Source organism: Terricaulis silvestris (assembly GCF_009792355.1).
Lineage (GTDB): Bacteria > Pseudomonadota > Alphaproteobacteria > Caulobacterales > Aquidulcibacteraceae > Vitreimonas > Vitreimonas silvestris.
Genome location: NZ_CP047045.1, coordinates 923,290 through 935,669 on the forward strand (window position 1 = coordinate 923,290; position 12,380 = coordinate 935,669).

Here is a 12,380-nt window from a genome sequence, read left to right on the forward strand (position 1 = left end):
GCGGATTCGCGCGCGGAGTCGGCGAACCCGCGTCCTCAAGGCCCGCGTTTTGCAAATACGCCGCCCGTGTCAAACGAAGCGCATCCCCGCGTCGAGATCATCCATTTCTGGACGCCGTCGCGTCCCGGCGACGAACCGCCGGTCGGCGGTTGGTCTAAGCGGGCATTCGACATCGCGGTGTCAGCTTCCGCGCTAGTCCTGTTTGCGCCCCTATTGCTGTTGATCGCGCTGATCGTCCGGCTCGATAGCGCGGGCGCTGCGATCTTCAAGCAAGAGCGCGGTGGTTATCGCGGCAAGACCTTCATGATCTGGAAGTTCCGCACCATGACGGTGACGGAAAATCGCGGCGTGGTTCAAGCGCGCTCCGGGGATGCGCGCTTCACGCGGATCGGCGGCTTCCTGCGCCGCACCAGCCTCGATGAGCTGCCGCAACTGATCAATGTGCTGCTCGGCGACATGTCGATCATCGGCCCGCGTCCGCACGCGCTCGAGCACGACATCAAGTTCGAGAAGGTAGATGACCGCTACCCGATCCGCTTCCGCGCTCGCCCAGGCGTGACGGGCCTTGCCCAAGTCAACGGTAGCCGTGGACCCACGGAGACCGAAGAGAAGATCAGCACGCGCACCGGCTTTGACGCCGAGTACGTCCAGGCCTGGTCGTGGAGCCGAGAAATCGAAATCCTCGGCCGCACTGCCGCGATCCTCACCAAATACGATCCCGCCGCGCTCTGAGACGGTTTTAGCGAACGGCGCGAGCGGCGCTTCTTGCATGCAAAAACATAAGACGTGTGCGTGTCCGGCCTTGGGTCAGGGGGCGTACGCGACGTAGAATAGAGGCCGCCCATCGTGCGTCAGGCGCAATGGGCCCAAGAAAGAGGCGAGTAGGTCCATGAAGGTGCTGTTGACGGGGTCCCGCGGCTATATCGGCACGGTGATGACGCCCATGCTGCAAAAGGCTGGGCACGAAGTCGTTGGCCTGGACGTGGATCTCTACTCGCGCTGCACGTTCTCGGATGGCGGCGAGATCGTCGACATCCCGACCATCATCCGCGACACTCGCGATGTGCGCCTGGAAGATGTCGAAGGCTTCGACGCCATCATCCACCTCGCCGCGCTCTCGAACGACCCGCTGTCGAACCTCAACCCGACCCTGACCTACGACGTGAACCACAAGGCGTCGGTCAAAATCGCTGAGCTCGCCAAGAAGGCCGGCGTGCCGAAATTCATCTTCGCCTCGTCCTGCTCGAACTACGGCAAGACCGAAGGTGACGAGATGATCGACGAAACCGGCAAGCTCGCGCCGGTCTCGGCCTACGGCGAATCCAAAGTCCTGGTTGAGCGCGACGTGAAGCCGATGGCGGACGAGAAGTTCTGCCCGGTGTTCATCCGCCCGGCCACGGCCTACGGCGTATCGCCGCGTCAGCGCTTTGACATCGTGCTGAACAACCTCGTCGCCTGGGGCATGACCAAGGGCGTCATCCTCTTGAAGTCGGACGGCACGCCGATCCGCCCAATCGTTCACATCGAGGACATCTCGCGCGCCTTCATCGCGGCGCTCGAAGCCGACGCTGACGTGGTCCGTGGCGAAGCCTTCAACGTCGGCCAAACGGCGCACAACTACACCGTCCGCCAGATCGCCGAGATCGTGCGCGACATCGTCCCGAACACCACGATCGAACTCACCAGCGAAGCCGGCCCGGACCCGCGCTCGTATCGCGTGAGCTTCGAGAAGATCAAGAAGGTGCTGCCGGGCTTCCAGCCGCAATGGGATGCCGTGAAGGGCGCCGAGCAACTCTACGCCGCCTATATGAAGAGCGGCGTCACGGTCGAGGAATTCGAAGGGACGCGCTATAACCGTATCGCCCACATCAAAAAGCTGCTGGCCGACAACGTGCTCAACAACGAGCTGCGTGAAACCTCGGATGCGGTTGCCGCCCAATGAAGTTTCACAAGACCAGTCTGCAGGACGTCGCCTTGATCGAGATGACGCCCTTCGGGGACAATCGCGGTTGGTTCGCGCGGTCCTTCTGCATGAAGGAATTCGCCGAGAACAACCTCGAGGTCAGCTACCCGCAGCACAATACGGGCTACTCGAAGACGAAGGGCACCGTTCGCGGTATGCACTTCCAAGTCGATCCGCACTACGAAGTGAAAGTCGTCCGCGCGCTGCAGGGCGCGGTGCATGACATCATCGTCGACATGCGCCCGCACTCGAGCACGTATCTCAAATGGGAGGGCTTCGACCTCTCTTTCGAGAACGGCCGCCAACTCTACGTCCCGCGTGGCTTCGCCCACGGCTACCAGACGCTCGTGGATGACACGCAGGTGAGCTATCTCTGCTCGGCGATGTATGTGCCAGATTCAAACGGCGGCTATCGCCACGATGATCCGGCCTTCGGCCTGAAATGGCCGCTGCCGGTTAGCGAAATGTCGGACAAAGACAAAGCCTGGCCGGATTTCGTTGCGCCGGAAAAGAGCGGTGTAAAGCCAAGCTCGATGCCGGTGCGATTCTAAGCAGCCAACGGCAAGCGCGTGCACCACGCAATCTTGCGATTGCGTGTGAAGCACGTCGGCTGTGCGATCCGCTGATCAGGACGTGTCCAGTTCAGCGTCATCGGCTGTGGCAATCACGGAAGCGGCGAGCGCGTGCGCGGGTGGGGCGACGGCCACGAGGTGGGCGAGCGTCAGCCCATTGCAAATCTGTTTGAGAAAGTAGGCCACCGCGCGTTGCGGGCGCGTCAGTGCGTCGATCAGCGCCAGGACGCGGACGAGAGCGCTAGCGCGACGGGCGCGGATTTTGGCCCCGCGGAAGAAGAGCCGCGATCGGCGGCTTTGAACGCGGCGAAAACCTGTCGCGGCGAAACGCGGGTGGGTCTTGCGTTGAGGCGGCGGCCCGTGGAGCGCCACGGCCTTCAGAAAGAGGACGTATTCGACCGTGCATTCGGCGAAACTCAACAGGCGCTTCAGCCGCGCAGGCGGGTCTGAAGGCGCGCGCCGCAGCACAACGCCAATCAGCCAGAACAACAGACGAAACGCTGAGGCGATGAACGCCTCGACGCGGACTGTTGTGATGATGGGTTGGGCTTGCGGCACGCGGTCAGTTTAAGCGCGCTGCAAGTCGGTCGGATTGGTTTTGTCCCGTATGCGATTTTTCAGTGGGTTAGGCTGAGCGAGGCATGGATACGGGCGCATCTATCCTCCCATTTTTTGAAGACGTGTTGAGTGCGGGGCGGAGCCGCGCGCTCAATCTGCGCCGTCATTGCGGGACGATGCGAAGCATTGGCCGGGCTGTAGGAGCGACCGCTGCATCCTTTTTACGCGGGTGCCGGACTGCGCCGACGCGCGTTCGGAATGACAAAGGCTTGGTCGAGACATTTGTTGGCGCGCACGACTTACGATGCCCCCTAAGCGGCGCCCACGAACTGAGCCAGCTTCACGCCATGATCGCGCGCGATCATTTCGGCGGCTTTCTCACCGATCATGATCGAGGCCGCGTTGGTGTTGCCGCTAACGATCTCGGGCATGATGCTGGCGTCGGCGACGCGGAGATTCTTAACACCGAACACCCGTAGTCGTGGATCGACGACATCACCGATGCGGCACGTGCAGGTGAGGTGATACACCGTCGTGCAGAAGTGCAACGCAATGTTCTCCAAGAGCGCATCGCTGGGCGTGTCGCCAGGCTTGTAACCGTGTTTCTTCGCGAGTTCGGGCGGCACTTGCCAAACGGGCTTGGTCGAACCCGGCCAATTGTCAGCGATTGCGAGCGCCTTGCGTATCACCGCGACCATTACCTTGAGATCGTAGGGATCGCCGAAGTAATTCATCAGAATCGATGGCGCTTGCATCGGATCTGCGCTTTCGAGAACGATTTCGCCTTCGCTGTGCGGCAGCACCGGATTGGCGAGGATAATCATATTCTCGCGATCGACTGCGAGATGGGGCGCGCCTTCGCCGAAATAGCGCGCGGTATCGACGTTTAACGGACCCTCGAAGAAAGCCCGGTCGAAGCCGACGGGCAAGAAGCCAATTTGGCCATCGTGGCTATGTGCGTCGCCGAGGCCGGTCGAGAAGAACGCGATGCCATCGTAGAGCGATGAGGAGATGAGGCTTGAACCCGTCTCCATCCATTCCGCGATCCGCCGTTCGGACTCGGCTTTGAGCACGGCGAGTTCCGGTGAGAGTTTGGCGTCGTCGGCTGGATCGGCTGGCAAAGGTCCGGCGGGCGCGCGTAACGCATCAGGCCCAGCGGAGACGCCAACATCGGCCATGGTGAGGCCGTGACCCGGCGCGTGGAAGGCGAGGGCGGTGTGTATGTGATCCTTCAGATGTTTGCCGACGGCTGGCAGGTCGTGGCGGCACTCGACGTCGACAGCTTCCAGTTCGCGCCGTGGCCCGATGCCGGACAACAATAGGAGATGCGGCGAGCCGACAGCGCCAGCGCTCAAGATTACATCGCGTTTGGCACGCACGGCGCGGGTTTCGCCGTTGGCGTCTCGGTACTCGACTCCGACGGCCTTGAGATCACCGTTCGCGCCGTCCAGCAGGATACGTGTAGCGTGTGCCTTGGTGATGGTCGTGAGGTTAGACCGTTGCTCGGCTTCGCCTTCAAGAAAGCCGCGATAGGTCCCGCAGCGCACGCCCTTGCAGGTGTTGGTCTGGACAAGTGAAGCGACCCCGGCAGCTCCGCCGCGATCGCGGCCGTTATAGTCGCCGCGCGGAATGCCGACTTTGCCGGCGGCTTCGACGAAGGCGCGTGAGGCGGGAATGACGGGTGAACGCACGCCGACGCTTATTGGACCGGCTTCGCCGTGCGCATCGCGATCGACGGTGATCTCGTTGCTCGCGTTGAAAGTCTCGATTTTGCGGAAATAGGGGAGCACGTCGGCGTAGCCCCATCCCTCGGCGCCGCGCGCAGCCCAATTGTCGAAGTCGCCGGGATGGCCGCGGACGTAGACCATGTAATTGATGCCGGAGGAGCCGCCGAGCATTTTGCCGCGCGGCACGGGCATGCGCTTGTTATGCAGGCCGCGCCCGGCCTTGCCGGCGTCGGCGGTGTACATCCAATCGGTCTCGGGATTGAGCTGCATACTCGCGCACGCGGCAGGCATGGCTTCCGCAGGAGGTGGGCGATCACCGGCTTCGAGCAACGCGACGCGGCAGCTTGGATCCTCGCTCAAGCGCGACGCGATCACCGCACCCGCTGAACCGCCGCCGACGACGATGAAGTCGAACGTGTCAGACATATCTTCCTCCCGAGTCACGTCCTCGATGAAATCTACGTTTCATTTGGTTGGGACGTCCGCCGGAGACTAAGCCTCCGAAGCGGAAACATTGCAATTGCCGCCAGTTGCCGGCGCGCAAAAACAAAAAAAGGCCGCGACGCCATCCAGCGCCGCGGCCTTCGTTTCCCCCGCCGTTTGGCCCCTTAGCCTTTGACTTCCAGCAGGCCGTTTTCGCTCAGCACCTTCGCCGCGTCGTGGATGCGTTCGTAGGGGAGCTTGGCGCGTTGGGCGATGTCGAGCAGCGAGTGCTCGCCATCCGATTGGTTCAGCATCCAGAACACCGGCAAGTTGGCGTCGTAGGCTTTTTTGTCGCCGCCGATGGCGCCGTAGAGCCCGCGCTTGCCGAGGTTCGGCTCGCCGTGGGGCGCCAGGTTCACCGTCTTGTACTCGTTCTCGAGGACGTCGATGATCTGCAACGTGTTTTTGTACGACTTCTCGAGTGCGTCCGGCTTGATGAAATCCATGTTGTCGCCCGAGGTGTGATACTCGGGGAACAGGCCGAAGCGCGAGCGCAGCAGCAGGCCAACATTCAGGCGGAACGCCGGCGAGTTGTATTGGCGCTCGTCGTAGCCGTAGGGCCAGAAGTCGATGATGTTCGGGTTGGCTTCCTCGTCACGCAGGATTTTCTCGACCGCGCGATCGACGATCGCGTCGCCGGCTTGGCTGCGCTTATACGTAGGGCCACCGGGATCGCCGACGCATGACAGGATCAGGCCGTTCTTGATGCGCTTGATCTTCTCTTCGTTGCGCGAAAGCCAGGTGATCGAGCCGATCGTGCCCGGCGCGAAGATGAACTGGTACGAGTAGCGCGTCTTGCCCTGCAGCGAGCTCAACGCCCGCGCCAGGTGGGTGTTGACGCTCATGCCCGAGCAATTGTCGTTGGCGAGCGAGGGGTGGCAGCAATGGGCCGAGAACAGGAAGATTTCGTCGCTCTCGCCCTGCAGGAAATATTCGCCGTAGGTCAGCGAGCCGTTCGGGTTGTGGTCTGAATCGATGAACGCCTCGTACTCGCCGTCCGGCAGGCTCATCAGCTGGTCGTGGCTCATGCAGAAGCCCCAGTTGATGGTGTAGTAGCTGGTCCGGTAGGGGATCAGGTCCGGCTGATCCGGCATCGTGAAGATGTGCTTCTTGAGGTCCGCCAGCTGGAACTTGCCGTTGATCGGGCCTGAATAGTTGAGCACGTGCAAATTGTGCTTCTTGAAGTCGATGATCTTGTTGCCTTGCGGATCTTTGATCCAGGCGTCGCGGATATTCCACTCGGGCGCGATGGTCCAATCGAACGCCTGGCTTCCTGACGGCACTTCGTGAACCTGCAGATCGATCTTGGATTGGATGTGGCCGAGCGTCTCGCGGACGCCGTTGCCGGAGATCGAGCGGCAGATTGGGTAAATGCCGTTGGCGAAGTCCCACAGCTCTTGGCCGATGCCCGGCTGGTAGAGCTTCTGGACCAATGACTCACGAATGACGGGCATGGACTGCTTTCCTAAATCGCGACGGAGGCCGCTCCACCAACGCGTAAAGCACGTTCCGGGCCGCACCAATGGCGTCCGCGGCCGCTGACGCGCCGGTGGTGACTTCCAAATTTTATCGGGATTTTTCAGATGCCGTTAGAGCAGGGTTTTTGTCAAGTTAAACGCCTGCTGACGTGTGTTTTCCGCCTGATGGACGAAGCCGTTGACGCCGCCAAATTTTGGTGCGCGTAACAGGTCCTACCGGCACGAAGGTTGCACCCTTAACCGGGTTTCGCGCGCAACTTCCGAGCCATTGGGCAGGGTCAATGAAAGTCGTCCTATTCTGCGGCGGTCTGGGCACTCGCATCCGCGAGTATTCCGAAAGCGTGCCAAAACCGATGATCCCGATCGGCCATCAGCCGATCCTCTGGCACGTGATGAATTACTACAGCCAGTATGGGCACAAGGATTTCGTGCTCTGCCTCGGCTACAAGGCCAACACGGTTAAGGATTTCTTCCTCAACTACAAAACCCAGACCTATGGCGACGTTATCGTTGAAGGCTCGAAGATAGAGCTCCTGGGCCCGCGCGAAGAAGATTGGCGCGTGGCGATGATCGACACCGGCGTGTGGCGCAACATTGGCAGCCGGCTCTGGGCCGTGCGCGACCACGTCAAGAACGAAGAGATGTTCCTCGCCAACTACAGCGACGGCCTTTCCAATGTGAATCTCGACGACATGATCGCGACGTTCAAAGCGAGCGACAAGATCGCGTGCTTCGTGGCGGTGCACCCGCCAGTGACGTACCACCTTGCCAACATCGGCGAGGATGGCCGCGTCAACGAGTTCATCACCTCGGACAATTCGGAGATCTGGATCAACGGCGGGTTCTTCCTGCTGAAGCCGGCCATCTTCGACTATATGAATGACGGCGAAGAACTCGTGGTCGAGCCATTCGCGCGGCTGATCAAAGAGAATAAGCTGATGGCCTATAAACACACCGGCTTCTGGCGCTCAATGGACACGCTGCGTGACCGCCAGGTGCTCGAAGACATGATGGAGAAGGGCGAGATGCCCTGGAAGGTCAACGGCAACGGCTCCAACAAGAAGCCGGAATAGCATGCTGGCGCTCGACCTCGCGCGGCCGGGCAAACCGCTTCGCGTGCTCGCGCTCGGTGCGCACTCCGACGATATCGAAATCGGCGCGGGTGGTGCGATCCTGTCCTGGATCGCTTCCGGCGCCGAAGTGTCGATCGATTGGTGCGCGCTCTCTGCGCCCGGCGAGCGCGCTGACGAGGCGCGTGCCAGCGCGATGGAATTTCTCGCTGGCGCGAAGCACGCGGAGATTCATCTCGGCGATTTCCGCGACGGCTATTTTCCCGCTGAACGCACTGCGGTGAAGGATTGGGTGGAAGGGCTAAAGCGGCTCGAGAAGCCGGACGTTGTGCTCTGCCACCAGCGCAACGACGCGCACCAAGATCACCGCATGGTCTGCGAGCTGGCCTGGAATACGTTCCGCGATCATTTGATCCTCGAATACGAAATTCCCAAGTGGGACGGCGATCTCGGTCAACCCAACGTTTACGTGCCGCTGAGCGATGACGTGCTCGCGCGCAAGATCGCGCTGCTGCACAAGCACTTTGGCACCCAGCGCTCCAAAGCTTGGTTCGACGATGAGACCTTCCGCGGTCTCGCGCGCCTGCGCGGCATCGAGTGCCGAGCGCGCTATGCGGAAGCCTTCTACGCGCGCAAGCTTCTACTGAAATAGGACGACGACGATGGCCCATCGCGGCTTTGAAAAATCCAACGTGTTGCGCGCGAAGGGTCAGCGCCTCATTCCCGGTGGCGCGCACACCTACGCCAAGGGTGATGATCAGTATCCGCTGCTGGCGCCTGGCCACATTGTGCGCGGGAAAGGCTGCCGCGCATGGGACGCCGACGGCAACGAATACATCGAGTACGGCATGGGCAACCGCGCCGTCACGCTGGGCCACGCCTACGAGCCGGTGCTCGCCGCTGTGCGCGCTGAGATTGAAAACGGCGTGAACTTCACGCGTCCCGCCGCGATCGAAGTCGCGGCGGCCGAGAAATTCCTCTCCATGATCCCGAACGCCGAGATGGTAAAGTTCTCCAAGGACGGCTCCGACGCCACCTCAGGCGCGGTGAAGATTGCCCGCGCTTACACCGGCCGCGACATCATCGCGATCTGCGGTGATCACCCGTTCTTCGCGGTCGACGATTGGTTCATCGGCACCACGCCGATCAATGGCGGCGTACCGCAAGCCGTCACCGAGCTCACGGTGAAGTTCAAATACAACGACATCGAGAGCGTCAAAGCGTTGCTGACGAAGTATCCCAAGCAGATCGCTGGCTTCATCCTTGAGCCGACCCGCGGCAACGACCCGAAGGACAACTTCCTCCATGAGCTGAAGCGTCTCGCGCACGAAGACGGCGCGCTTTTCATTCTGGACGAGATGATCTCCGGCTTCCGGCTGCACAAGTACGGCGCGCAGCACATGTATGACATCGATCCCGATCTCTCGACCTGGGGCAAGGCGATCGCCAACGGCTTCTCGGTGTCGGCGCTTGCGGGAAAACGCGAATACATGCGCCTCGGCGATCTCGAACAATGGGACAAGCCGCGCGTCTTCCTCATGTCCACCACGCACGGCGGCGAAACCCACGGCCTCGCCGCCATGATGGCGACGATGGATGTCTATAAGAACGAACCCGTGATCGAACACATGATCCGCGCCGGCAAACGCCTGATGACGGGCATCGAGCAAGCCGCCCGCGCCAACGGCGTACAGGACCACATCAGCGTCATGGGCATGCCGTCGAACGCTGTGTTCGGCACGACCGACCCCGACAAGAAGCCGAGCCAGGACTATCGCTGCATCCTGCTCCAAGAGCTGATCAAGCGCGGGGTTATCGCCCCGTCGATCGTGGTCTCCTACGCCCACAAGGACGCCGACATCGATCAAACCATCGAAGCCTTCGATGGCGCGATGGAGGTCTACGCCCGCGCGCTGAGCGACGGCCCGGAGAAATTTCTCGTCGGTCCGCCGTCGGAAATGGTCTATCGCGCCTACAATAAGAAGCCGGCTCAGGCTAAGGAGACGGCGTGACGGTCATCGTTACAGGCGCCGCTGGCTTCATTGGCTTCCACGTCGCGCAAGCTTTGCTCGCGCGCGGTGAACGCGTCGTCGGCATCGACAACCTGAACGATTACTACGACGTCAGTCTGAAAGAGGCGCGCCTCGCGCTGCTGCAAAAGAATCCGAACTTCAGCTTCGCAAAGGCCGACATTTCAGACCGCGACGCGATCTTCGCCGTCATCGACGACAATTCCGACACCACCGGCATCGTCCATCTCGCCGCCCAAGCCGGCGTCCGCTACTCGCGCGAGAACCCCTATGTCTACATCCAGGCCAACGTGATGGGGCAGGTGGTGATGCTGGAGGCGGCGCGCCGCCTCAAAGGTTTGAAGCATTTCGTGTACGCCAGCTCATCGTCCGTTTACGGCGCCAACACCGAGATGCCGTTCTCGATCGACCAGCGCGTCGAAAAGCCGATCTCGCTCTACGCCGCCACCAAGCGCGCCGACGAACTGATCAGCTACACCTACGCCCACCTCTACGGCATTCCGCAGACTGGCTTGCGCTTCTTCACCGTCTACGGCCCGTGGGGCCGGCCCGACATGGCGCCCATGCTGTTCGCCAGCGCCATCAGCAAGGGCGAGCCGATCCGCGTCTTCAACAATGGCGAGATGGCGCGCGACTTCACTTATATCGACGACATCGTCGACGGCGTTCTCCGCGCGCTCGATCGCCCAGCCACGGGCGAGCCGCCGCACGTCGTGTACAATTTGGGCAACCAACGCTCCGAACGGCTGATGGACTTTATTGCCGCTATTGAAGGCGCGATGGGCAGCAAAGCCGAGATCAACTTCGAGCCAATGCAGCCTGGGGACGTGCCGGTTACCTACGCCGACATCGACGCCACGCAAGCTGCCCTCGGCTACGAGCCGCGCACGCCGATCAGCGAAGGCGTGCCGAAGTTCGTCGCGTGGTACAAAAGCCACTACGGCGCTTGACGCCCGCGTAAGTACGAACAACGGACTCGACTGTTCGAGTTTTCGATCGAAATTCTGCAATTCTCTGGTTTCATTCGGTTAACTTGCTTGCGGCATTTTCCATCGGTCAAGCCGTTTGGAGTGCGCCTTTCATGACCCCGTCAAAACGCCCCGTTAATCTTGTTGGACCGGCATTTCCCGCCCCGGGGGCATCTTGTTGCGATTTGAGCCACGGAAGCGGAAATCTGCGCTCCAATCCGGCCACTTCGCGGGGTTCGGGCTCATCCTTTGGCGGGGGCTTAAACGTGCGCATTTATCCGTTCGTGTCGCTTTTCGCGGCATCGCTTATCGCTTTGCTGCCCACTCACGCTATGGCGCAGCAACTGCCCTCGGAGAACGATCAGCAGGCCAGCGTCTCGGTTCGTGATCGTGACCGTGAAGAGTATCGGCCGCTCGGCGTTCACCTCGGCGGTTTCGACCTGAACGGCGCCATCGATTTCGGCATCGCCAGCACCGACAACCTGTTCGCCGCCGAATCCGGCACGCCAGCCGAAGTCGACGACATGATCTACACGGTCGCGCCGAACGCGCGACTGACTTCGAACTGGTCGCGCCACATGGTGCAGGTCGGTGGCGGGGCCGAATGGCGCATGCACGAAGATTTCTCGAACGAAGATTCCGACGATTGGTATTTGCGAGCCGCCGGTCGCGTCGATGTCGGCGACTCTACCGCGATCAACGGTTCCGCTCGCGCCAGCCACGAAACCACGCCGCGCACCGATCCTGACTCGCCGCTGATCGGCGAGCCGGTCGAGTATGATCGCAACACGCTCTCCGCCGGCGTCACTCATCGTTTCTCGCGCATGCGCGTCAGCCTCGACGCGGTGCAGGACGAGTACGATTACAACAACACCCAAAACTTCCGCGACAACGAAGAGACCGGCCTGCGCGGCCGCCTCGAAGCGGAATTGAGCCCTCGTATTGGCCTGTTGCTCCGCGCCGAAACCGATGAGCGCGACTACGACAACACGCCGAACCTGAACTCTGAAGGCCAATCGATCCTGGCCGGCGTCACCTTGAATACCGACCTGATGCGCGGCGAAATTGCCGTTGGCCAATTCGAACGCGACTACGACGATCCGACGGTCGGCACCTTCGATGGCGTCGCCATCGCCGGCAGCCTCGAATGGTACGTCACCCAGCTCACGACGCTCACCTTCACGGCGCGTCAAGACGCAGACGATCAGATCAGCGTCACTGCCGGTTTGCCGTTCATCAGCACTGAGTACGGCGCCCGCATCGATCACGAGCTCCGCCGCAACATCATCCTCACGGCCGCCGCCCGCTTCGGTGAACGCGATTACGATGCGGTCGATCGCAGCGATGAGGTTCGCGCCTATGAAGTCGGCGCCGACTATCTGCTCAATCGCCGCGTCGCCCTTCGCGCCCGGTACAATTACGATGAATCGCAATCGGATGGCGCGCTCGCGGGCCGCGATTACGAGGCCAACCGGTTCTCGCTGGGCCTCAGCCTGCGCCTCTAGGCGCGCGCTGCGGATAGGCTAAGTTC

At 61.5% G+C, this 12,380-nt stretch carries 11 protein-coding genes; 8 read left to right on the forward strand and 3 right to left on the reverse strand.

All coding sequences use genetic code 11. The features are described 5' to 3' along the window. Positions 1–66 precede the first annotated feature (66 nt). The 3 genes from DSM104635_RS04325 to rfbC all read left to right on the forward strand — a co-directional run bounded on the left by DSM104635_RS04325 (position 67) and on the right by rfbC (position 2,514). Positions 67–732 (forward strand): sugar transferase, encoded by a 666-nt coding sequence (locus DSM104635_RS04325; RefSeq protein WP_228445845.1) that lies wholly within the window; start codon positions 67–69, stop codon positions 730–732. 157 nt (positions 733–889) lie between these two features. Continuing rightward, positions 890–1,942: an NAD-dependent epimerase/dehydratase family protein gene (locus DSM104635_RS04330; RefSeq protein ID WP_158765024.1), complete on the forward strand. Its 1,053-nt coding sequence runs from the start codon at positions 890–892 to the stop codon at positions 1,940–1,942. Further along, on the forward strand, positions 1,939–2,514 hold the full coding sequence (gene rfbC, locus DSM104635_RS04335; RefSeq protein ID WP_158765025.1) for a dTDP-4-dehydrorhamnose 3,5-epimerase: 576 nt from the start codon (positions 1,939–1,941) through the stop codon (positions 2,512–2,514). Before DSM104635_RS04330 ends, rfbC begins: the two co-directional genes overlap by 4 nt. A 75-nt stretch (positions 2,515–2,589) precedes the next feature. Here rfbC and DSM104635_RS04340 read toward each other — a convergent pair whose 3' ends face one another. The 3 genes from DSM104635_RS04340 to DSM104635_RS04350 all read right to left on the reverse strand — a co-directional run bounded on the left by DSM104635_RS04340 (position 2,590) and on the right by DSM104635_RS04350 (position 6,757). Beyond that, complete coding sequence (locus DSM104635_RS04340; RefSeq protein WP_158765026.1) at positions 2,590–3,093, reverse strand: hypothetical protein; 504 nt, start codon at positions 3,091–3,093, stop codon at positions 2,590–2,592. 311 nt (positions 3,094–3,404) lie between these two features. Beyond that, positions 3,405–5,246, reverse strand: a complete 1,842-nt coding sequence (locus DSM104635_RS04345) for a GMC family oxidoreductase (RefSeq protein ID WP_158765027.1) — start codon at positions 5,244–5,246, stop codon at positions 3,405–3,407. Between the two features lie 182 nt (positions 5,247–5,428). Then, positions 5,429–6,757 carry a DUF4910 domain-containing protein gene (locus DSM104635_RS04350; protein WP_158765028.1) on the reverse strand — a complete coding sequence of 443 codons (1,329 nt, stop codon included), beginning with the start codon at positions 6,755–6,757 and terminating at the stop codon, positions 5,429–5,431. Between the two features lie 305 nt (positions 6,758–7,062). On the opposite strand from DSM104635_RS04350, the gene DSM104635_RS04355 reads away from it, so the two are divergent. From DSM104635_RS04355 to DSM104635_RS04375, 5 genes are all read left to right on the forward strand, one after another. Beyond that, positions 7,063–7,854 (forward strand): glucose-1-phosphate cytidylyltransferase, encoded by a 792-nt coding sequence (locus DSM104635_RS04355; protein ID WP_158765029.1) that lies wholly within the window; start codon positions 7,063–7,065, stop codon positions 7,852–7,854. Position 7,855: 1 nt separating this feature from the next. Next, positions 7,856–8,503 (forward strand): PIG-L deacetylase family protein, encoded by a 648-nt coding sequence (locus DSM104635_RS04360; protein WP_158765030.1) that lies wholly within the window; start codon positions 7,856–7,858, stop codon positions 8,501–8,503. A gap of 10 nt (positions 8,504–8,513) precedes the next feature. Further along, positions 8,514–9,863, forward strand: a complete 1,350-nt coding sequence (locus DSM104635_RS04365; protein ID WP_158765031.1) for a glutamate-1-semialdehyde 2,1-aminomutase — start codon at positions 8,514–8,516, stop codon at positions 9,861–9,863. Further along, complete coding sequence (locus DSM104635_RS04370) at positions 9,860–10,831, forward strand: SDR family NAD(P)-dependent oxidoreductase (RefSeq protein WP_158765032.1); 972 nt, start codon at positions 9,860–9,862, stop codon at positions 10,829–10,831. The genes DSM104635_RS04365 and DSM104635_RS04370 overlap by 4 nt, the downstream gene beginning before the upstream one ends. Positions 10,832–11,115: 284 nt before the next feature. After that, complete coding sequence (locus tag DSM104635_RS04375; RefSeq protein ID WP_158765033.1) at positions 11,116–12,354, forward strand: outer membrane beta-barrel protein; 1,239 nt, start codon at positions 11,116–11,118, stop codon at positions 12,352–12,354. The last annotated feature ends 26 nt before the right edge of the window (positions 12,355–12,380 follow it).